The organism is Alteromonas aestuariivivens, from assembly GCF_003367475.1.
In the GTDB taxonomy this organism is placed as follows: domain Bacteria; phylum Pseudomonadota; class Gammaproteobacteria; order Enterobacterales; family Alteromonadaceae; genus Alteromonas; species Alteromonas aestuariivivens.
Map to the genome: position 1 here is coordinate 20,271 of NZ_QRHA01000002.1, position 20,898 is coordinate 41,168.

General features: G+C 51.8%; 17 protein-coding genes. 7 read left to right on the forward strand and 10 right to left on the reverse strand.

The genetic code is table 11. The annotated features are described in order from the left end of the window. Window positions 1–16 precede the first annotated feature (16 nt). The 5 genes from surE to ftsB are packed head-to-tail and all read right to left on the reverse strand — an operon-like array spanning window position 17 to window position 3,375. Window positions 17–793: a 5'/3'-nucleotidase SurE gene (gene surE / locus DXV75_RS02955; protein ID WP_115591801.1), complete on the reverse strand. Its 777-nt coding sequence runs from the start codon at window positions 791–793 to the stop codon at window positions 17–19. A 2-nt stretch (window positions 794–795) separates the two neighbouring features. Continuing rightward, window positions 796–1,881, reverse strand: coding sequence for a tRNA pseudouridine(13) synthase TruD (gene truD / locus DXV75_RS02960; protein WP_115591802.1), 1,086 nt, complete (start codon window positions 1,879–1,881; stop codon window positions 796–798). Further along, window positions 1,878–2,354: a 2-C-methyl-D-erythritol 2,4-cyclodiphosphate synthase gene (gene ispF / locus DXV75_RS02965; RefSeq protein WP_115591804.1), complete on the reverse strand. Its 477-nt coding sequence runs from the start codon at window positions 2,352–2,354 to the stop codon at window positions 1,878–1,880. The genes truD and ispF overlap by 4 nt, the downstream gene beginning before the upstream one ends. Before the next feature lie 2 nt (window positions 2,355–2,356). After that, window positions 2,357–3,082, reverse strand: coding sequence for a 2-C-methyl-D-erythritol 4-phosphate cytidylyltransferase (ispD, locus tag DXV75_RS02970; RefSeq protein ID WP_115591805.1), 726 nt, complete (start codon window positions 3,080–3,082; stop codon window positions 2,357–2,359). A gap of 2 nt (window positions 3,083–3,084) precedes the next feature. Then, window positions 3,085–3,375: a cell division protein FtsB gene (gene ftsB, locus DXV75_RS02975; RefSeq protein WP_115591807.1), complete on the reverse strand. Its 291-nt coding sequence runs from the start codon at window positions 3,373–3,375 to the stop codon at window positions 3,085–3,087. 435 nt (window positions 3,376–3,810) lie between these two features. On the opposite strand from ftsB, the gene putA reads away from it, so the two are divergent. Then, window positions 3,811–7,611 carry a bifunctional proline dehydrogenase/L-glutamate gamma-semialdehyde dehydrogenase PutA gene (gene putA / locus DXV75_RS02980; RefSeq protein ID WP_115591808.1) on the forward strand — a complete coding sequence of 1,267 codons (3,801 nt, stop codon included), beginning with the start codon at window positions 3,811–3,813 and terminating at the stop codon, window positions 7,609–7,611. Window positions 7,612–7,675: 64 nt separating this feature from the next. Here putA and DXV75_RS02985 read toward each other — a convergent pair whose 3' ends face one another. Next, window positions 7,676–8,278 carry a TIGR04211 family SH3 domain-containing protein gene (locus tag DXV75_RS02985; RefSeq protein WP_115592170.1) on the reverse strand — a complete coding sequence of 201 codons (603 nt, stop codon included), beginning with the start codon at window positions 8,276–8,278 and terminating at the stop codon, window positions 7,676–7,678. A gap of 187 nt (window positions 8,279–8,465) precedes the next feature. On the opposite strand from DXV75_RS02985, the gene DXV75_RS02990 reads away from it, so the two are divergent. Continuing rightward, on the forward strand, window positions 8,466–10,010 hold the full coding sequence (locus DXV75_RS02990; protein ID WP_245953100.1) for a CYTH domain-containing protein: 1,545 nt from the start codon (window positions 8,466–8,468) through the stop codon (window positions 10,008–10,010). 31 nt (window positions 10,011–10,041) lie between these two features. Then, a complete protein-coding gene (locus DXV75_RS02995) occupies window positions 10,042–11,124 on the forward strand; it encodes a helix-turn-helix domain-containing protein (RefSeq protein ID WP_115591810.1) in 1,083 nt (360 codons plus the stop codon). A gap of 23 nt (window positions 11,125–11,147) precedes the next feature. On the opposite strand, the gene mutH is transcribed toward DXV75_RS02995, so the two are convergent. Continuing rightward, entirely contained in the window at window positions 11,148–11,822 is a 675-nt protein-coding gene (gene mutH / locus DXV75_RS03000) for a DNA mismatch repair endonuclease MutH (protein ID WP_115591812.1), read from the reverse strand. Between the two features lie 104 nt (window positions 11,823–11,926). On the opposite strand from mutH, the gene rppH reads away from it, so the two are divergent. The 4 genes from rppH to lgt all read left to right on the forward strand — a co-directional run bounded on the left by rppH (window position 11,927) and on the right by lgt (window position 16,621). After that, the gene (gene rppH / locus DXV75_RS03005) at window positions 11,927–12,457 is read left to right on the forward strand and encodes an RNA pyrophosphohydrolase (RefSeq protein ID WP_115591813.1); all 531 of its coding nucleotides are present in this window, start codon (window positions 11,927–11,929) and stop codon (window positions 12,455–12,457) included. 38 nt (window positions 12,458–12,495) lie between these two features. Then, window positions 12,496–14,787 (forward strand): phosphoenolpyruvate--protein phosphotransferase, encoded by a 2,292-nt coding sequence (ptsP, locus tag DXV75_RS03010; protein ID WP_115591815.1) that lies wholly within the window; start codon window positions 12,496–12,498, stop codon window positions 14,785–14,787. A 226-nt stretch (window positions 14,788–15,013) separates the two neighbouring features. Next, window positions 15,014–15,820 carry a sulfite exporter TauE/SafE family protein gene (locus DXV75_RS03015; RefSeq protein WP_115591817.1) on the forward strand — a complete coding sequence of 269 codons (807 nt, stop codon included), beginning with the start codon at window positions 15,014–15,016 and terminating at the stop codon, window positions 15,818–15,820. A 3-nt stretch (window positions 15,821–15,823) separates the two neighbouring features. Continuing rightward, on the forward strand, window positions 15,824–16,621 hold the full coding sequence (lgt, locus tag DXV75_RS03020; RefSeq protein WP_115591819.1) for a prolipoprotein diacylglyceryl transferase: 798 nt from the start codon (window positions 15,824–15,826) through the stop codon (window positions 16,619–16,621). A 140-nt stretch (window positions 16,622–16,761) separates the two neighbouring features. Here the strand turns inward: lgt and DXV75_RS03025 are convergent, their stop codons facing one another. The 3 genes from DXV75_RS03025 to DXV75_RS03035 form a co-directional block, all read right to left on the reverse strand. Next, entirely contained in the window at window positions 16,762–18,318 is a 1,557-nt protein-coding gene (locus DXV75_RS03025; RefSeq protein WP_115591820.1) for a flavin-containing monooxygenase, read from the reverse strand. Window positions 18,319–18,593: 275 nt separating this feature from the next. Continuing rightward, on the reverse strand, window positions 18,594–19,445 hold the full coding sequence (locus DXV75_RS03030) for a thymidylate synthase (protein ID WP_115591822.1): 852 nt from the start codon (window positions 19,443–19,445) through the stop codon (window positions 18,594–18,596). Window positions 19,446–19,523: 78 nt separating this feature from the next. Then, entirely contained in the window at window positions 19,524–20,864 is a 1,341-nt protein-coding gene (locus DXV75_RS03035) for an AmpG family muropeptide MFS transporter (RefSeq protein WP_115591824.1), read from the reverse strand. Window positions 20,865–20,898 lie beyond the last annotated feature (34 nt).

Consider the following 20,898-nt stretch of genomic DNA (forward strand, 5'->3'; position numbering starts at 1 on the left):
ACGCTGATTATCCTTGTTACTTATGCAAATTTTTTGACGAAGTTTGATCATTTTTTGCCAGCCATGCTTTCATGGTATCCAGGCTCTGATAGGCAGTCATATCCACACTCAACGGCGTTACCGAACAATAGCCGTTGGCAATGGCATGAAAATCGGTGCCGGGGCCCGCATCCTGTTCTTCACCTATAGGCCCATACCAGTATATATCGCGTCCGAATGCGTCGTTGGCCCTGACCATGGTTTCAGCGCGATGGCGGCGCCCCTGGCGGGTAACCTGAATACCTTTGAGCTGATCATAGGGAATGTCCGGAACGTTGACATTCAGAATTTGGTTCGCTGGCAATGGGTGTTTTTGCAGTTTGGCAATAATTTCTAGGACTACTCTCGCAGCAGTCTCAAAGTGATTGCCTTCGTGGCTGGTCAGCGAAACTGCAATGGCGGGTAAACCCATGAATCGCCCTTCGGTTGCCGCAGCAACGGTGCCCGAGTAAATGACATCGTCACCCAGATTGGCGCCATGGTTGATACCGGATACCACCAGTTCAGGGTCTTCCTCCAGAAAGCGGTTAATACCGAGATGGGCACAATCTGAAGGTGTACCATTAACGGAATAGAAGCCGTTGTCCATTTTCTGGATCCGCAATGGCTGCTGAAGAGACAGTGCATTACTGAACCCGCTGCAGTTGCGGTCAGGAGCAATTACCGTGACATCATGCTCGGTGGCGAGAGCCTCATATAGGGTTGCCAACCCTTTGGCGAATACACCGTCGTCGTTACTTAACAGGATCTTCATGTTTACTCCGCGTGATGAGCCGGGCGAGGGGGAACTGAATCCGTATCGAGGATCTCGCGTAAAATGCTGGTGGCAAAACACCCGCTGGGCAGCCTGAAACTCAGTGTTAATTTATCACCGTTACACTGCCATTCAAGCTCTTGTGGCCATATTTTCAATGCGCGACGTTCCTGAGTCATGCCTGCCTGCACCAGATATTGGCACAAGTCACCAAATTCCTCTGCCAGCAGGCTTTCCTGCACCAGCACCTGTTCGCGGGTTTCCAGAGAGCCTTTACCCCACAGCGGCCCGCTTGGTGCGAGGTCCTGATTGTCGTAGCGACTCTGAACCGTAGGGTCGGAGCCGTCATGGATAAAAAAGCTGTTTGAACCGGTAAGCATGAGTGCATCACCAAGCAGCAAATTATCAAGATGTCCGTTTGCGATGCGTCTGGACAGAGCCTCGTTAAACAGCCAACTGCGTAATGCAGAAAGCGCCATGGAACGCTTGTTGCGGTTGCGGATCACTTCCCCTGCCACCATGCGTTCTGCCAGCATCAGGTTACCACCCTGCTGAAGCTGGCCATCGGTACCGATTCTGGCAACACCAAACCGTTGTTCGCCATAGTAGTTGGGTGCCCCCGCGTACCTGACTTTTTCAATACGCTCCAGGGCTGCATCAGGTTCGGTTACGTCCCGCAGGGTGATAACAAAACGGTTGCCCTTCAGCTGCCCGGTGCGCAGCTTTTTATGGTGGCGGGTTTGGGCGATCACCTTTACACCGTCTAATTGCCAGTTACTCAAATCTACGTCGGTTTTGCCCGGAGTATGCAGACCAAACCACTGGCGGGTGACGGCGTATTTGTCCTTGCGGCCGGCGTAAGTCACATTCCTGAGAGGAAGCCCCGTAACCTTGGCAAGCTGTTCAGCAACAAAAGCGGTATTGGTATTCACTTTCTCAATAAACAAAAACTGGTGCTCGCCTTCACCAGAGGGCTCGTAACCGAGATCTTCAATTACCTGAAAATCTTCCGCATGGGTTTTGAGCGCTCCGCTGGACGAGGGGCGACCAAATGCGTATTGCCAGTGTTCTGTGGTCAGCTGTTTCATGATTTGGGCTCTATTAACACGACTGCATGAGCGGCAATGCCTTCCTTGCGGCCAGCAAATCCGAGTTTTTCTGTGGTGGTGGCTTTGACGTTGATATCATCAATGCCGACCTGACAGTCTGAACTTAGCAGGGCGCGCATTTGGTCAATGTGGGGTGCCATTTTCGGAGCCTGTGCAATGATGGTCATGTCGGCGTTACCCAACTGATAACCCCTTTCTGCCAGCAGCTTAACAACATGGCGCAGAAGCTCACGACTGTCGGCACCAGCGAAGTTTGCATCGGTATCTGGAAAATGTTTGCCGATATCGCCAAGTGCGGCGGCTCCCAACAGGGCATCACACAGGGCATGAATCAGAACGTCACCGTCGGAGTGAGCCAGCAGACCCTGCTCATAGTCAATTGAAACGCCGCCAATGACGATGGGGCCTTGCCCGCCAAATTTGTGTACGTCGTAACCGTGTCCGATTCGCATAATCAGTCCTGTCTGTCGGCAGTATGTAATTGTTGAAGATAGAACGCCGCCAGCGGCATATCTGCCGGGCGGGTAATTTTAATGTTGGCCGGATCGGCGTCGATTAACGCAACTCTGTAACCTGCTGCTTCCATGGCAGACGCTTCATCAGTGATTGCTAACTTCCTTTGCAGCCCTTTTTCTAAAGCAATGCGGAGTGCGCCGGCGGGAAACAGTTGGGGCGTCAGTGCGTGCCAGAGTCGCTCCCGGGATTCGGTTTTGTCTACTACCGCCTGAGTTTCCGGTGAAGCTTCCGTTGCCCGTTTCATGGTATCCCGCACCGGAGTGGCCAGTATTCCTCCACTTACCTCTGAGTGGTTCATTGTCCTCAGTAGCGTATCTACATCTTTATGGTTAAGGCACGGGCGGGCGGCATCATGGACCAACGCCCAGTCATCGGCATTGAGCGTATGCAATGCGTTGAGGACCGAGTCTGCGCGTTCCGTTCCTCCGTCTACAACGGTCAGCCATGGCGCATTGGCAACCGGCAGTTGCCGGAAGTATTTATCTTGTGGGCTCAGGGCAATCACAATCCGGCTTATTGCCGGGTGTGAAATCAACGCCTGCAGAGTGTGTTCAAGAATGGTCTTGTTGCCCAGCATGAGATATTGCTTGGGCCTGTCGCAGCGCATCCGGCTGCCAATGCCTGCCGCGGGCACCACCGCGACGACCTGATTAGTTACTGTCATACTTATTCGTTGTCGGCGGGTAAAATGCGATAAAAAGTCTCGCCCTGCTTTATCAGTCCAAGTTCGTTGCGAGCCCGCTCTTCAATGGCTTCAAGGCCAATTTTCAGATCGCTGATATCCGCTTTCAACAGGGCATTGCGCTGATTCAGGTTGGCGTTTTGCAAGGTCTGCTGTTGCACCTGTTGTTGGCGGGCGTGGTAGTCCAAAACACTGTTTTTACCGAACCAGAGCCGGTACTGGAGTAACCCCAGTAATATCAGCAAGCCAATTGGTACCCATTTATCCCGCCACACGGCAACCACCTTAATCTTGATTCGTCGCTATTATGCCGTCTATTAAAATGATTGCATAGGGCTGAGAGGACTGGGTGCGGATTTTCAGCCCCAATCCACCGGGCCCTGAGAGGCTGGTTTCTAAGGTTTTTTTTACTGCACTGAATCCTGACGTGGGAGGAACGAGCCAGAATGTAAATTTTGCGCTACACGGACGAGGGCCAAATTATCTGAAAATCCACTTAAATCAGGGCTTGGCGGTGCATTGGAGTGTGGTAGTATCCGCGCCAAAATTGCCTGGTGCACGATCTGGCGTAAGCTTTAGCGTGTTGCAGGAAACTTTGCCCGGCCTGTGGATATCGTGGACGGGCTTGCAATCGTGGTTTGTTCAAGTCACCGTAGTGCTGATATACACGCCATGAGGTTTTGCATCGACAGAAACAAAGAAGGGTATCAATGCTCACTAATGACGATCTATTTACCACTACGCCGCTTCGTCAGCGTATCCGAGACTATTACCGAATCAATGAGTCCGTTGCCGTAGACCAAATACTTCCGATTGCGGAAGTGAATCCGCGGGCTCGAAGTCGTGCCTGGGAACGGGCACGCAAGATGGTGCTGAAAATTCGCCGCGAGCAGGAAGGTCATGGTGGGGTGGATGCCCTGCTACAGGAGTATTCACTGTCTACTGCAGAAGGTGTGGTGCTGATGTGTCTGGCCGAGGCATTGCTGCGGGTGCCGGATAAAGCCACCCAGGATGAGCTGATTCGTGACAAGTTGTCCAAAGGGCAGTGGACACCACATTTAGGCAACTCAGACTCTTTGTTTGTCAATGCCTCAGCGTGGGGATTGCTGTTTACCGGCAACATGGTCAACTACGCAGACAAGCGTAAAAAGGAGCAGTTTGGCCTGCTGAAAAAAACCGTTGGCCGTTTGGGTGAGCCGGTTATCCGCAGGGCAATGAACATCGCCATGAAAGTGATGGGGCGCCAGTTTGTAATGGGCGAAACCATCGAAGATGCCGTTGAACGCGCCGAAGAAAAAGAAAAGAAAGGTTATGTATATTCCTACGACATGCTGGGTGAGGGTGCCCGCACCATGGCAGACGCTGATCGCTATTATCAGTCGTACGTAAAGGCCATCAAGGTTATTGGAGAAGCGGCCAAAGGGCGCGGTCCTAAACGTTCTCCGGGTATTTCGGTCAAACTTTCAGCTATCCACCCCCGCTATGAATTTGTCAAAGCCGAGCGGGTGATGGCAGAAATTCCTCCCAAGCTGAAAGCTCTGTGTCTGATGGCCAGGGAATATGATATTGGCCTGACAGTGGACGCAGAAGAAGCCGACCGTCTGGACATCTCTCTGGATATCATTGAAACCGTATTTCGCGATCCTGAGTTGGATGGCTGGCATGGTTTCGGCCTGGCCGTACAGGCGTATCATAAGCGCGCGATCCACGTGATTGAGTGGCTGCGTGAGCTGACTCTGAGCGTAGGGCGTTCAATGATGGTGCGGCTGGTGAAAGGTGCCTACTGGGATACCGAGATCAAGCTGACCCAGCAAGCCGGTGTGGAAGATTTTCCGGTATTCACCCGTAAATCCTCGACGGACGTGTCCTACCATGCCTGCGCTAACAGGCTGCTTGACTATCGTGACACTATCTACCCGCAATTCGCGACCCACAACGCGTACACTGCGTCTGTAATTATTGAACTGGCCGGTGATGACAAGGAGGGGTTTGAATTTCAGTGTCTGCACGGTATGGGCGACACCCTGTACGATCAGGTGGTGACGGAAGAGAAAATCCAGTGCCGTGTGTATGCCCCGGTAGGCGAGCATGAAGATCTGCTTGCTTACCTGGTGCGCCGACTGCTGGAAAACGGTGCGAACTCGTCTTTTGTGAATGCCATTGTAGACGACAGCCGCCCGGTGGAATCATTGCTGGAAGATCCGGTTGAAAAGACCCAGCGCCTGAAAGTGCGTTTCAATAAGCAGATCAGCATGCCGCGGGATTTGTATGCGCCTGAGCGGGCGAATTCCAAAGGTCTCGATATTACCGATGTGAACACCATTCAGGCTTTACAACATGAATTGACGCGCTGGCAGGAGCACTATACGGCAGACGCAGATTCGTTGCCTGAAGGGGCTGTGGCGGTGCGTAACCCGGCCAATCATGATGATGTGGTGGGTTACCATGTATATGCCCAGCCTGAACAGATGCTGGCGGCGCTGGATTGCGTTCATCAGGGCTTCAGTGGCTGGTCAAAGCTGCCGGTTGAGGAGCGGGCAGAAATTCTGGAGCGGGTTGCCGATGCATTGGAACGGCACATGGCTGAACTGATTGCTATCTGTATCCGTGAAGCCGGCAAGGTCACCCAGGACAGCATTGATGAAGTGCGCGAAGCAGTGGACTTTTGCCGTTACTATGCTGTTCGGGCCAGAGAACTGGACGAAGACAACCGTTTGCTGCCACGTGGCGTTGTATTGTGCATCAGCCCGTGGAATTTCCCGCTGGCTATTTTTCTTGGACAAGTGGTGGCGGCACTCGCCACAGGCAATACGGTTATTGCCAAACCCGCCGAGCAAACCAGCATTATTGCCCAGCGTGCAGCGCAGATTATGTATTCTGTTGGGCTGCCGGAAAACGCATTCAAGCTGGTGATTGCGCCTGGTAAGACCGTTGGCGATACATTGCTCACCGATGAACGCATCAAGGCGGTAATGTTTACCGGTTCTACCCAGACCGGTACCCTGATTTCCCAGATTCTTGCCAGTCGGGGTGGTGAACAGGTCCCACTGATTGCTGAAACCGGCGGGCAGAACTGCATGATTGTGGACTCTACCGCTCTGCCAGAACAGGTGGTGGATGACGTGGTGCACTCCGGATTTCAGAGTGCAGGGCAGCGCTGTTCTGCCCTGCGGGTACTGTTTGTGCAGGAGGATGTGGCTGACACTATCACCGAGATGCTGATTGGTGCCATGAAAGAACTTTCATTGGGTGATCCGGCGTACCTGAGCACGGATATTGGTCCGGTGATTGATCAAAAGGCTCTCAGCAGCCTCAGGGAACACGAAGCCTACATGGCAGAGCACGGTAAACTGTTGCACCGCTGTGCGTTACCGGAAGGGGCGGATAACGCCACCTTCTTTGCGCCTGCTCTTTACCAGATTGACAGCATCGATGTACTTAAGCGGGAAGTATTTGGCCCGGTGATTCACATGGTGCGCTTTAAGGCCAAAGACCTGGACAAGGTGCTTGAGCAAATCAATGGCACCGGTTTTGGCCTTACCATGGGGATCCATTCCCGGATAGAAGAACGCGCCAATGAACTGGCGGCACGCAGTCGCGCCGGTAACGTGTACATCAACCGCAATATGATCGGCGCCATTGTCGGGGTGCAACCTTTTGGTGGGCGCGGATTGTCGGGTACCGGCCCCAAAGCGGGCGGGCCGAACTATCTTGCCCGTCTGATGGTAGAGCGTGCGACTCCGAAACCTTCCAGAGTGGAGAATTTGGAGCAGACGGACGCCGCCCTGGTCAGTGACGAAGCGGCTCACCAGGCAGCACAACGCCTGATGAATCAGGCAATGCGGGTTGAAAGCAACTGGCGACACCAGCCGCTCAATGATCGGATTTCAATGGTCCGTCAGTTACTGGCTCGCATTGCGAAAGTGGATCTGGTTGAAGAATTCGCTGATGATCTCAACCGGACATTGGCTACCGCCCGCCAGCAACTGACCACCATCGAACGCAAACTGGCCAGGCCGCTTACCCTTCCGGGGCCAACGGGAGAATCCAACAAACTGTATCTGGAACCCCGGGGTGTGCTGGTTTGTTTTGCCGACAAAGACGTGACTTTCGAATACTGGACAATGTCTGTGGTAACGGCATTGGCAACCGGTAACGTGGTGGTGTCGGTAGTATCGGATGTGTTCTACGAAGAAGCGCTCGAATTTCAGCAGGAATTCAATGCTACTGGCGCACCGGAAGGAGTCTTCCAGGTTGCCCGCCTGCAGCATCTTGATGCGTTACTGCAGGATGAAAATCTGGCTGGTGTGGTGGTCGACTCGAACACCGTACGTACCGCACACATTTCATCCATGCTGTCCTCCCGCGAGGGTGCGATTCTGCCGGTGATTACTGCCGAGTATAACGATAAACTGATTCAGCGTCTGATGACGGAGAAGACCATCAGTATCGATACAACGGCATCGGGTGGTAATACCTCACTGATGACCTTGGTGGAAGACGACGAATAGTCTGGACTCATCCAGACATATGAAAAAGCCGCTCAGTAATCAGCGGCTTTTTTATCGCGTGTGCTCAGGCCCACTCATTATTTCGACGGCGTTTCTTGGGCAGATAGGTCAAAATTATACCTAGCAGGATCCCGGCTCCGGCAACCATTCCGCCGCGGGTAAACCACATGAACATTTCATCTTTGCTGGCGTTTTCCAGCTGCTGCTTGACCCGATTTAGCTCCTGAGTCTGCTCTTCAACCTGTGAGGTAAGCCGAGCGATCTGCTGACGGCTGTCATTCAGTTGCTGGTTCAGTTCAGTGTTTTGATATTCGGCCGCCTGCAGCTCGGTTTGGGCGTTGGCCAGCCGCTCCAGTGCCTGCGGCAGCTGTTCACGACGAGAAATCTGGTTGCTGATGACATCGGAATCCACCCAGCCGGTTCTGTCCTGGTTGTCGCGGATTTCGGTATAGCCAGAGTCGGTATCTCTTTGCAGTATGGTAATGGGAGTGCCGGCATCGACAGAGCCCAGAATACGATAATTTCTGCCGGGCCCGGTGTGCATGAAAGTGAAAAGATCGTCACTGATGTAATTGGCCGAGGAGGCATCGAATTCTTCCGTGTTCTGCTGTGCCAGAAGTTGGGTAGAACAGGCTATCAGCGCCACGGTAAGCCACTTGCGAAACATATTGGATCCAATAACAATAAACAAACCAGTAACGATGGTAGGGGTTGCGAGGTGCAAAGGCAAGTCCGTGCCAGCGTTACAGATATGAGAATTTATATCCAACTGCAGCCTCTTGCCCGATGGCGGGCATAATGTGGTTTGACCAATACCTATCGATTGCCAATTGTGTTGGACAACGGTAAGGTTTATGCTCCGTCGCCAATCGAATACTTACCAATATTCTTTAATGTCAGAAATTGAGCTGAAATTTGTCACTCGCCAGGATCCCCGTGAAGCGGTTCTGGATTGCATATTACCTGAGTTAGGCAAGCAGGGGATGACGGTATCGCAGGCAGGTGAAAAACGGCTGCAGAACGATTATTACGACACCCTCGAACACGATTTTCAGTTGGCAAAAATAGGTTTTCGGGTACGCGGTTGCAACCAGCAATTTGAACAGACATTGAAGACACAAGGCCGTGTAAGCGGTGGTCTGCATCAGAGGCTGGAATTTAATATACCCTTAGGTACCAGTGAGCCTGACCTTTCGCTGTTTGATTCAGACGTTTGGCCAGACGGCTGGGACGTATCTGCCATGCAGCGAAGCCTGCAACGCCAGTTCTCAACCCATTTTCGGCGCACCACTTTTGATGTGACCTTTGATGATGCCCACGTTGAAATGGTGGTGGATGTTGGAGAGGTGTCCACCGACAAACTGCATTCACCCATTCAGGAAATAGAACTGGAACTGAAAACGGGGCAAGTGTCGGATTTGTTTACCGTCGCTTTCGTCATCAACCAGCTGTTGGATGTACGGTTGAGTGATGTGTCCAAAGCTGCGCAGGGCTACCAGTTGCTCAATGGCATTACTCCGCAGGTTACCCCTCTACCAGAATTTCTGCCGCTAACCCGTCAGGATTCAACGGAAAGTGCGTTTGCCAAAGCCCTCGAATGCGGTTTGGCGCACTGGCAAATTCACGAGCACCGTTTTTTGCAGACCGGTTCGGTTAAGATGCTCAGCGAAGTGGTTACCGCAGTTCGCCTGATGCTGCAGACAGTTTCCCTGTATTTACCCGTATTGCAATGCCCGGCGATGTTAACCCTGCATAAAAATCTGCTCGCATTTGCCCAGGCCTGGCAGTGGCATCAGGATTTGCATAGCCTGAATTATTTACTGTCAAAGAAAAGTCTGTTCGCCAAATGTCTGGCTAAACACCCTGCGCTCACCAGTTATCTTCAAGGGCGTCAGGCTGGCCTGCTTCAGGCGCATGCACCGGAAAACCGGGTTTTTGACAGTGAGGCTACTGCCCTCAAACTGGAAGTGTCGGCGCTGCTGCATAATAAGCCCTGGCAGGGAGAGGTGCAGGGCTACGATATGCCGGTAATGGAGCATGCCAAGGGCTGGCTTTCCCAGGGGTGGCAGACGGTTCAGCAAAGTATGCCAGCCAACCGGCCAATGCGGGTTGCCAACTATTGCGCAACCGAAGTTCTGCTGCGACAGACGCTATGGAACGGTTTTCTGCTGGGAGATTTGTTTGCTGAAGAGCGGGGCGAGTTTCGGGCTCCATGGCTGGATTTGCTCATCGGGCTGGATGAGTTGAATGCGTTGTTGATGCTTAAGCAGTCATTGCACGAATCTGAGCTTGAGTCACAGGAAGAACTCAATGAATGGGCGAACGAGAAAATTGGCAGTTTGTTGAGAGTCATGGAGAGGACGCGGGAAGTGGCAACCCGCGGCGATGTCTATTGGTAGCCACAGACAACAGTCACTCCCGGAGGCAGCGATGAGCCAGGTGGGCGGAGAATTCTATTTGGTCATCACGTGTGTGGTGATCTACATACTGGTATTGATGGTGTACTGGGCAAGGTACGACCGGTTGGTGGCGTCGCGCTGGGTTCTGGCAGGTTTGCTGGCCTGGCCGCTGTTATTGGTTGATGAGTGGGTAAAAACCTTTGGCGGTGCGAGCGAATACATTTTGCTAACCAGTCTGTTCGACTTTGTGCCAGTCATGATGATGACGTTTGTGTACAAGGCCATCAAGCCTTTGTTACTGGCCCGGCCCCAACGTCGACGCCCTTTGATTTGGGCACCACTGCTGTTCTGTGCGCTGGCACAATTACCTGTGCTGTTTATGGACGCCAGTGTCAAGGCTGAGTTGATACTCAGTTCTCCCATTGGTCAGCCGCTGGCGCACTGGCCAGTTTACACGGTGTATATGCTTACCGGCTTTGGTGTGTTGCTGCTTGGGATCCTGACAGCCGAGATGGTACAGAATTATCACGGCCATCTTGCCGAGCAGGTAGTTGACCCTCAACAATATCGCGCCCGTGGTTTGAGTGGCGTACTGGGCACTTTGGTTGCGGTGGCATTTGCCAGTATTCTGGTGGTCACTGCGGCAACGTTTGGCTTTCTGAATATACCCTTCTGGCAAAGCCTGTTCCATTTACTCTTTGCCATGGCTTTTTTGATTGCTTTGGTTGCATTGGTACAAATCCGCAATACCTCCCCCTCGCCGCTGGATTATCTGCGCCTGCACGATTTACAGGCGGATCAGAACGCCATGCAGCGGGCACTGTCACTGGCTGATAAAGCCGTAATTGAACTTAAGTTATACAAAAAAGTCGGCCTGACCATACGGGAGTTTTGTCGTTCAAGCGACATTGACCCCACCACACTGGCCATAGCGCTAAGGGTATTGAAAAAGCAGACGTTCCGGCAGTTTGTCATTCATTATCGCCTGGATTACGCCAAACAGCTCCTGTTGCGAAGTGATGCAAATGTGGCCAGTGTGGCGAAGCGACTCGGACTGAATTCGGACAAATTTTTAAGCGAAGTGCTGGTCAATCATCTGCGTAAAACCAGTTAGCGGAAATACTGCTGGCACCCATGTTAGCCAAAGCCGCTGTGCAACACATCGGCGGTGAAACTTTTACGCAAATAAAACCCCCTGGGGCGGGTACGAATACGCTGTCCATCCGGGCCGGGGGCGTCGGTAAGAACACTGCCATCGGCCGCTTTGGGCCTTAAATGCAAGGCATTGCCATGTCGCGCTGTTATCGTTTCTACCTGGCCGAGCTGAATCAATTCAGTCAGTTCTTCCCAATCCTGCTGTAAAACCCAGTTCTGACGTTCATCCGGTGTCCATAACATTGCCATGGCCACTCTGCGCTGGGCCAGAGGAATACGCCGGTCTCCTTCAATCGGCACCCATAAAACCTGCTGCAATTTGTTACGGACATTGGAATTTTGCCAGGTTAAACCGGGCGGTGTTTGCAGTGGGGCGTAACACACATAGGTGGTTTCCAGTGGTTGACCGTTGGCGTCGATGGGAATGGTTTTGAGTTCTATGGCAAGTTCAGGAAAGTCCTGTTGCGGCTTTGAACCTGCACTGGCCCCAAGCCACAGCTCCAGCAGTTGCCCAGGCCAGCCCTTGTGACGTTGCAGGTTGGCCGGTATTTGCACTCCGGCCAGCTTCGCCAATTCGCCCAAAGACAAACCTGCAATGGCCTGGCAACGCTGTATCAATTGCGCTGTATCTGAGGGTGGAAACTGGGGAACTTGCACGGAATTATGGGCCTTATTCAAACATCGAGGATTAATACTTTGAAACCTTTATATATTATGGAAGAATGCAGGAATAGAAAAGTTTGATGTGCCCGGGAGTCTGAGTGATAGATGCCGATGGATTCCGTGCGAATGTGGGCATAGTGATTTGCAACAAAATGGGTCAGGTATTTTGGGCAAGGCGTTATGGTCAACATTCATGGCAGTTTCCACAAGGCGGAATTGATGAAGGGGAAACTGCAGAACAAGCGATGTATCGGGAGCTGCACGAAGAAGTAGGACTATCAGCTAAAGATGTCACTATTTTGAGTGTGACCCGTAACTGGATGCGGTACAAACTGCCAAAACGGCTGATTCGGCAGGGCAGCGACCCTGTGTGCATTGGTCAGAAGCAAAAGTGGTTTTTACTGCGTTTGGATTGCAACGAAAAAGACGTGGATGTACTTAAAACCGGTCATCCGGAGTTTGATGACTGGCGTTGGGTAAGTTACTGGTACCCGATCCGGAATGTCGTTTCGTTTAAACGAGACGTTTACCGACGGGTTATGAAAGAGTTTGTCCATGTAGCTATGCCCTCACAAGCACGGACGCCTGCAGGCAGCAATAAGCGGCAACGAAAACGTCGTCGAGGCTAACGTGTGAGGAGGCAGGGGTGACAGCGAACATGGGGAACATGCTCACTACGCTGAAACGCATAGTGCAGGAAGTCAATCAGATCCCGCAGCTGGACAAGGCGCTCTATCGTCTTGCCCATCGGGTGAAAGGCACCCTGAGCGTGGATTCCTGCTCCATTTATCTGGCCGATTATGAGCAGCAGGAATTTGTGCTCAAGGCCACTGACGGCTTACACCCCGATGCCGTAGAGCGGGTGCGGATAGGTTTCTCTGAAGGGCTAATTGGTCTGGTAGGCCAGCGCGAAGAGCCACTCAATATTGAGAACGCACACCGGCATCCTCGCTTCAAGCATTACCCCGAAGTAAAGGAAGAAAAGTACAATGCTTTTCTTGGCGCACCCATCATTCACCAGCGTAAAGTGCTGGGCGTCATCACCATGCAGCAAAGCGAAATGCGCCGCTTCAGTGAGGACGAAGAAGCCTTTCTGGTTACCCTTGCCGCTCAGATAGCGCTGGAAATTACCAACGCGGAAATTCGCGGCGCACTCAATACCGGCGCTGCCATTGATGCCACTCCAAGACAAAAGAACGTGCGGGGCATTGCCGGCTCTCCCGGTCTTGCCGTCGGTGTGGGGTTTTCTTCAGACACCAAAATCGATCTGCGTACCTGGGTGGTAAAGCGGTCTGATCGCAGCCAGGAAGAGATTCAGGTATATCGCAAAAGTGTTGAAATCACCCGCGGTCAGGTAGACGCCTTGTCCCAAAGGCTGGATGACGGCATTCCTGACGATGTGAAGTCGATATTCCAGCTCTATCATCACCTGTTGGATGCCAACAGCCTCGGCAGGGAAGTGGAAGCCAAAATTCGCGAAGGGTGGGACGCATCTTCGTCACTGAAGATGGTGGTGGAAGATTATGCCGCCAAATTTCAGAGCATGGACGACCCGTATATGCAGGAACGGGCAATTGACATAGTGGATTTGTCCAACCGCATTCTGACCAACATTCTGATTGAAGGGAAAGGCCATACCCTGACGACCAGGCAGGCGGAGCAGGACAGCATTCTGGTAGCTGAAGAAGTGTCAGCCACCATGCTGGCAGAATTCCCCCGCCAATACCTTAAAGGCATCATATCGATTCGGGGTTCCAATAACTCCCACGCAGCCATACTGGCCAGAGCCATGGGCGTCCCGGCGGTGATGGGATGCCAGAATGTGTCACCGGGCCTGCTCGACGGCAAGGAAATTTTGCTCGACGGTTATTCCGGTGAAGTAATAGTCTCTCCTGAACGAAGCATTCGTTCGGAATTCATTCAGCTCATTGCGGAGGAAGGCACGCTTTCAGAGCGCATAGATGCCGAAGCGGAAGAGCCTTGTGAAACCCAGGACGGATGCGGAATTGAATTGTATATCAACGCCGGTTTGTCTGCGGAGATCGAAATCAATGCCTCCAGCCAGGGAGTGGGCATTGGTCTGTACCGAACGGAAATCCCTTTTATGCTTCGTGAGCGGTTTCCCTCCGAACATGAGCAGGTTGATTTGTATCGGCGAATCCTTCAGTCGAGCCCTTCGCAACCCATTACCATGCGTACCCTCGACGTAGGCGGAGACAAACCTCTACCTTACTTTCCGATCAACGAAGAAAATCCATTTCTGGGCTGGCGTGGGGTTCGGTTAACGCTGGATCACCCTGAAATATTTCTGGTCCAGGTCAGAGCCATGTTGCGGGCCAGTATTGGCTTAACCAATCTGCAGATCCTGCTGCCGATGATCTCATCTGTGAATGAGGTTAAAGAGGCCAAGCGATTAATAGAACAGGCTTTTTACGAAATTAATGACGAGGTGAAAAGCACCGGTGAACAGTTAAACAAGCCCAAGCTGGGCATCATGCTCGAAGTACCCTCGGTGTTATACCAATTACCGCAGCTGGCCCAGCAGGTAGATTTTTTCTCAGTTGGCAGTAACGATCTGACTCAGTACCTGCTGGCAGTGGATCGCAATAACACTCGGGTTGCCAGCCTGTACAACTGTTACCATCCGGCCGTTTTGTGTGCCTTGCAGGACATTGTTCGTCAGTCAGATGCGCATAAAATACCTGTTACCGTATGCGGTGAGATTGCGGGTGAGCCCGGTGGTGCCATTCTGTTGATGGGAATGGGCTATCGCCGTCTGAGCATGAACGCATATAACCTGCGTAAAATAAACTGGGTAATCCGCAATGTCAGCATGGCTGAAAGCCGTGAATTGCTTGCCAGCACCCTGACGGCTCACACCCATGAGCAGGTTTACGTGCACCTCAATCACTACCTGGAGCGGAAGGGGCTCGGAGGCCTTATTCGGGCGGGTTCCTGATTCTACACTATTGAATCCGAGTGATAATCATAAGGCAGCAGCGGCCGTTTTCCTGTTTCTGAAAATATGTGTCAGGTTCAATTGGTATGGAAGAGCCTGCGTCTGCAACCAAACGAATACTGCAATTATAGACTGATGCCCGCATGGCGACTGTGGTACTCTTTGCGCCTTTATCGGGCCTGCAGCGTTTGGGTCGGGTTTCAATAAAGGCTTCAGGAGTTGGAAAATGGATCCGGTATACAGCGTTTTTATCAGTTGCCTGCTCATTGGCCTGTTGGTGGGAACGCTGGCAGGGATGTTGGGAATTGGCGGCGGGTTGATTATCGTACCGCTGCTTTCCTATATGCTGGTGCACTGGCTGGGGTTAGCAACCGATGCCGCTATGCCTGTAGCCGTGGCTACCTCTTTGTCGACCATCATATTTACCGGTATGTCTTCGGCTTGGGCGCATTTCAGATTGGGTAACCTGAATTCATTTATAGTACTCTGGAGTTGTCTTGGTGTCGCCGCCGGAGGCACAGTGGGTGCTCTGGTAGCGAGTTCCATTTCCGGGCATACCCTCAAAAACATCTTTGCAGTCTTGGTACTGGTCATCGCAGCAAAAATGATTTTTGGGCGTAACTGGGTGTCCGGAAATACTGCTGCCCGGCCTGCTCTGGTAACAGTAGGGGGCTTTACGGGCTTTTTCAGCGCGTTGATGGGGATCGGCGGAGGGGCTCTGATGGTACCGGCTTTGGTATGGTTTCAGGTCAATCTTCGCCAGGCCATAGGTTGTGCGGCGATGGGGGGCGTCATTTTGGCGTTGTTCGGCACTGCCAGCTTTATAGTCGCTGGCTGGGATCGGATTGATGTACTGGACGGGGCGATAGGATACGTATATCTTCCAGCTACTCTTGGTATTGTTACCACCTCAATCTTTACTGCGGCATTGGGTGCTCGATTGGGACAAAAAATAAACACAAAATTATTAAAGCGCCTGTTCGCTGGCCTGTTGGTGCTGGTGAGTGTGCGCATGATTTTAGGAATTGAATGAGATATGGCTGACAGCAGTTATTTTGTCTTCCCCAGCATAGACCCGGTTATATTCAGCGTTGGGCCGCTCAGTGTGCGTTGGTATGGGCTGATGTATCTGGTGGGGTTTGTTGCCGCCTATCTGCTGGCCCACAAGCGGTTGGAGAAAACCACCTGGAGCAAAGAGCAGTTGAGCGATTTGCTGTTCTGGGGGTTTGTTGGCGTGATCCTTGGCGGGCGCATAGGCTATGTACTGTTTTATCAGATGGGAATGTTTCTCGACGACCCGCTTTACCTGTTTAAAATCTGGACCGGAGGCATGTCCTTCCACGGTGGTCTGCTTGGGGTGATTGCCGCACTTTACTGGCAGGCCAGGCGGATGGGGACCGGTTTTCTGCAGGTGGGGGATTTTGTTGCCCCGCTGGTGCCTATTGGCCTTGGAGCCGGGCGTATTGGTAATTTCCTCAATGCCGAATTATGGGGGCGCACTACGGATGTTTCCTGGGCGGTAATATTTCCCAACGCCGGTAACCTGCCACGCCACCCCTCGCAACTGTATGAGTTTGCGCTTGAAGGTGTACTGCTGTTTATTATTCTGTGGCTGTACTCAGCCCGCCCCCGCCCGGTTGGTGCTGTCAGTGGGTTGTTCCTGCTGGGGTATGGCAGTTTCCGCTTTATTGTGGAGTTCTTTCGTGAACCGGACGCGCACATTGGTCTTTACCAGATGGGGCTCAGCCAGGGGCAACTGTTGTGTCTGCCGATGATGGCGCTGGGTTTGTGGCTGATGATCGCGGCTTACCGCAAGGGTGTAAAGCCAGCCTGATGATAGATGCATCAAATTGATGCAGGTCGGCAGGCGAACCCTGAAATTAACAGAAGGATGGCCTGGGGCCGCAGTATTCGTGCAGGTTCCTGATTCTGCTACTGAGCCCTCTAAGCTTGTAATCCGTGGCGCAGCCGGCTTTATTTTTTGCTGAACGCCGGGCGCCATTGGTGTTTGTCGTCTCTGAAACGGGAATGTTTGATTCGTTTCACGGCAATAGACAAAACCAACATTGCTTTTTGTTTAAAGCTGTAGACGCTCGGTGCACTCAACCACATTTCCCTGGCCAGGGGAGTTGCGCCGGGGCCCACTACCCGGTACTGGCAGGGCCACACGTGGTGAAACCAGTACACAAAAAACTGGCGAGGTGAAAACAGCAGGCTTGGAGGCTGGATTCTGCAGCCGAGCAATTCCGCAATTCTTTCATTAAACCTAAGACCATTCACCAGCCCGACTACGTTGGGTGACTCATAAAACTCCCTCTGCCAGCGCAGTTTATCCTGTAAGGCAAGCTCGGAAGTGTTGTCTGGTAAGCTGAGTGTTCCGGATAATACCTTGGCGTAATATCGGGCTTGTAATTCAGCTATTGCGGGTACACCGCCTTGCTGTGGCCTGGCAAAACCTATGAATACCAGCCGGGTTCGTACTATTGGGGAGAACATCTGCAGATAGCAATCACGTATATCGTGGAAGTGTTCGTCTTCGTTTAAAAAGGGCAAATGGATTTTGAATCCGGTACAAAAAACAATGGCATCAAATTGTTCCGTGCGCCCACTGCAGAACGTTACGGTGTCGCCATCAATTCGTTCGATACCCCCGACATCAATTTCCAGGTTTTTCGCAGCGGCTTCAAAAATACGGCCGGTTTTCGTGACTACTGAACCGGGTTCATCAGGCCCTTCAATCATATGTTTGGCCATGATCGCTTTGGCTCCGGTGCATGATGGGTTGGCGAGCACCTTCTTCCAGATGTTCCGAACTTTATTGGCTTTGGTTTTGGCGGGTAAGCTATGCCAGTACCTGGTTTGAAACATATCGATGGGTTTATTGTCACCAACGGTTTTTGAACTGAAAGAATGCGGCTTTCGAATGGATAACAAAGCCCTGCCTGCAATTTCGGCGAGTTCCGTGACGATATCCGCACTGGATTCGCCCATACCAAGAAACAGAATTCTTTTGCCTTTTAAATTTTCACATTTTGCAGCATTGATGTATTCGGAAGAATGCATTGAAATTCCCCCAAAGGAATCCAATCCACAGATATCTGGAATGTTAGGCTTTTGGAATTGACCCGAACATATACAAACATGCTCGCAAGACTCAGTCGTTACATTTCCTTTGTTATCCTGAAAAGTCAGCTGATAGCAACCGGATTGTTTTTTAATGTTGAGCAGTTTTGAATTGAAATTTATTTTTTCAAGAAGACCAAAATTTTTCGCATACCGGTCTAAATATTCCTTATATTCCCGGCGGGTCCAGAATTTGATGTCTTCGTCGAATGGCATAAAATCCGAATATGCCATGTAATAATTTGAAACCGTCAGCTCTACTGAGTCGTAAGTATTTCGCTCAGAAAAAACGCCTCCAATATCAGAGTTTTGCTCATAGCAAACAACTTCATGGCCTTCTTCCAGTAACTCTTTAACGGTGACTAAACCTGAAAGCCCGGCGCCAACCACAACGACTTTTTTATTCATGCTACTTCATCCTGAAATTGAACATCTAAAAAACATCAATATTGCAGTGAATCCAAATTCTAAGAGCACCTGATGTTAATAAATTGAAAAATTCAGGCCGGTAGTGTAATTACACTAATTTCAGAAAGGATCAGAATAGATAGTTATCAGAAGCAATTTAAAAGTCAACAGGTTTGTTGTGTGAAATGTGTACAGGTTGAATGGCTGATATCTATAAAAGTGCAGACATTTGTGACCTGCACTTAGTATTTTAATTGGGCGGTTTGTAGCCTGGTTCAGACCGAAAACGGGTACTGGATGGGGGCATGGAACTGGTAACCTTCAATTTCAAAGTCGTCTACCGTGACCCAGGTTTCCAGATCTTCCAGTGTCTTGATGTCCGGATTTATTTTCAGTGTCGGTGGCGCAAAGGGTTCCCGCTTGAGCTGGACATCCCGCATCAGCTCAAGCTGATCTTCATAAATATGGGCGTTCACAATTTTGTGATACGCCTTGCCAGGCTTGTGGCCGGTGATTTGCGCCATTATTGCAAGCAGAAAATACACCTGAACCATGTTGAAATTGAGCCCGAGCGGCACGTCGCAGCTGCGCTGGGTACTGTTCAGGTACAGTGTATCGCCCAGCAATGAAAAATGGTGGCTGTACATGCACGGGCGCAGGCAACCGAGGTGGAAAGCACCGGGGTGGTAAAAAGTCAGGATCTCGCCGCGATCATCTTTGCCGTTTTTAAGGTCGTCATAGACCTTACGCAGCAAATCAACACTGCCGCCATCGGGTTTGGGAAAGTTGCGCGCCACAGCCCCGTAAATAAAACCGCAGTCATCTTCGCCTTTGCGCACGGGGTTGGCCAGCCAGTCACTGTTCTGGTTGGCATTGGCGTCCCAGGTGCGGGTACCGATGGCGCGGAAATCCCTGGCGTTGTCGTAACCACGCAGGTATCCGATTATTTCGGCAATGGCGGCTTTATAGAAACTCTTCCGCGTGGTAACCAGCGGAAACTCACCTCTATCCACATCGTAGGTGAGATCGGCGTTGATCACAGTCAGACACTTTTTTCCCGTGCGGGCATTCTCCACCCACACACCTTCATCAATGATTCGCTGACACAGTGCCAAATACTGCTTCATAGTGGATTTTCCGGTTACGGTTTCAGACGTTTCGGCATTATACCGATTCTGTCACATATTGGCAGAACAATGGCACCCTTACCCGGCGCGTTGCTCCAGGCGCACAATGTCTTCTCTGATACTGCGCAAAAACAGCAGGCTGGGCAGGACCATCAGTGCGGTCAGAATGAAGAACAGGCTCCAGTTCCCGCCCAGCCCGTCGACGATAAAGCCGCTGCCGGAAGCCAGCAGGGTTCGCCCAGCCACACTCAGCGACGCCATCAAGGCATATTGGGTAGCGCTGAAGGCACGGTTACAAAGCAGTGAAATAAAGGCCACCATGGCAACCGTGCTCCAGGCTGCGGTAAAGCCGTCAACAATCACGGTGGCGGCAAACAGCCATTTATCGGGGCCTGCCTCGGCCATCCAGGCAAACATCAGATTACTGCTGGCCATGGCAACACCGGCAATCATCAGCCCGCGATAAATGCCGTAACGAATGTTCACCAACCCGCCGATTATGGAAAAGACAATGGTAACCCACCAGTTGAGTAATTTTGACAGCGTGCCGATTTCGCTGTTGGAAAAGCCAATTTCCTTATAGAACACAATACTCATGCGGCCAAGGAAGGCTTCTCCAATTTTGAACAGGAAGATAAACAGCAATACGGACAACGCCAGTCGCAGCCCGTTGCGTTGAAAGAATTCCCTGAATGGCTCAAACAGAGTAACCAGAATCCAGCTTGATAGTCGTGCCGGCCAGCCTGGAGAAGGATTGTGGCTGAGCGCATGCTGATAACGCTCGATGGCCGCCTGATGGATATGCGCCCGATCCACTTCGGGTTCTTTCGCCAGCAGGGTGGCCAATACCAGTGCTCCCATCATGGCGGCAAGAAGCAGGTATATGTGAGGCCAGTACCAGCCTGATAAATCTGCCAGAAAGAACGGAATGGCGCCCATACCGCCGTAGCCAGTCCACCAACCGGCGGTGGCCATTGAAGATCCTGCAGACATTACGTCCTGCTCGTTGGCCTGAATGATGTCAATCCGGTAGGCATCAATAGCAATGTCCTGGGTTGCGGAGCATAACGCAACGCACAGGCCAACTACTGCAATGGCATAGAGATTGTCGGTAGCGCTGAGTGTTGACATGACGACGCAACAGGCGGCGATGCAAATCTGCAGGACAAAGATCCATCCACGGCGCTGGCCGAGGAAAGGCAAACGAATACGGTCAAGCAGCGGAGACCACAGAAAATTGATTGAGTAAACGGCAAAGATGGCACCAAACAAGCCGATGGCGGAGCGGGACAGGCCCTCATCTTTCAGCCAGGCAGACAGTACCGAACCAATCATTACCCACGGAAAGCCGCTGGAAATGCCGAACAGAAACACGCTTATCAAGCGGCGATCTTTAAATGAGGATAGGGCCTGTAACACTGTCTGACTAATTTAACGGGATAACGTGGTGGCT

What these genes read in the sequence shown, in the direction of transcription:
- DXV75_RS03025 (WP_115591820.1), bottom strand. Translation starts at nt 18,318, where the DNA reads ATGAATAAAAAAGTCGTTGTGGTTGGCGCCGGGCTTTCAGGTTTAGTC.
- ptsP (WP_115591815.1), top strand. Translation starts at nt 12,496, where the DNA reads ATGCTCACTACGCTGAAACGCATAGTGCAGGAAGTCAATCAGATCCCG.
- ispD (WP_115591805.1), bottom strand. Translation starts at nt 3,082, where the DNA reads ATGACAGTAACTAATCAGGTCGTCGCGGTGGTGCCCGCGGCAGGCATT.
- ispF (WP_115591804.1), bottom strand. Translation starts at nt 2,354, where the DNA reads ATGCGAATCGGACACGGTTACGACGTACACAAATTTGGCGGGCAAGGC.
- truD (WP_115591802.1), bottom strand. Translation starts at nt 1,881, where the DNA reads ATGAAACAGCTGACCACAGAACACTGGCAATACGCATTTGGTCGCCCC.
- lgt (WP_115591819.1), top strand. Translation starts at nt 15,824, where the DNA reads ATGGCTGACAGCAGTTATTTTGTCTTCCCCAGCATAGACCCGGTTATA.
- putA (WP_115591808.1), top strand. Translation starts at nt 3,811, where the DNA reads ATGCTCACTAATGACGATCTATTTACCACTACGCCGCTTCGTCAGCGT.
- DXV75_RS03030 (WP_115591822.1), bottom strand. Translation starts at nt 19,445, where the DNA reads ATGAAGCAGTATTTGGCACTGTGTCAGCGAATCATTGATGAAGGTGTG.
- DXV75_RS02990 (WP_245953100.1), top strand. Translation starts at nt 8,466, where the DNA reads ATGCTCCGTCGCCAATCGAATACTTACCAATATTCTTTAATGTCAGAA.
- DXV75_RS03015 (WP_115591817.1), top strand. Translation starts at nt 15,014, where the DNA reads ATGGATCCGGTATACAGCGTTTTTATCAGTTGCCTGCTCATTGGCCTG.
- DXV75_RS02995 (WP_115591810.1), top strand. Translation starts at nt 10,042, where the DNA reads ATGAGCCAGGTGGGCGGAGAATTCTATTTGGTCATCACGTGTGTGGTG.
- surE (WP_115591801.1), bottom strand. Translation starts at nt 793, where the DNA reads ATGAAGATCCTGTTAAGTAACGACGACGGTGTATTCGCCAAAGGGTTG.
- DXV75_RS02985 (WP_115592170.1), bottom strand. Translation starts at nt 8,278, where the DNA reads ATGTTTCGCAAGTGGCTTACCGTGGCGCTGATAGCCTGTTCTACCCAA.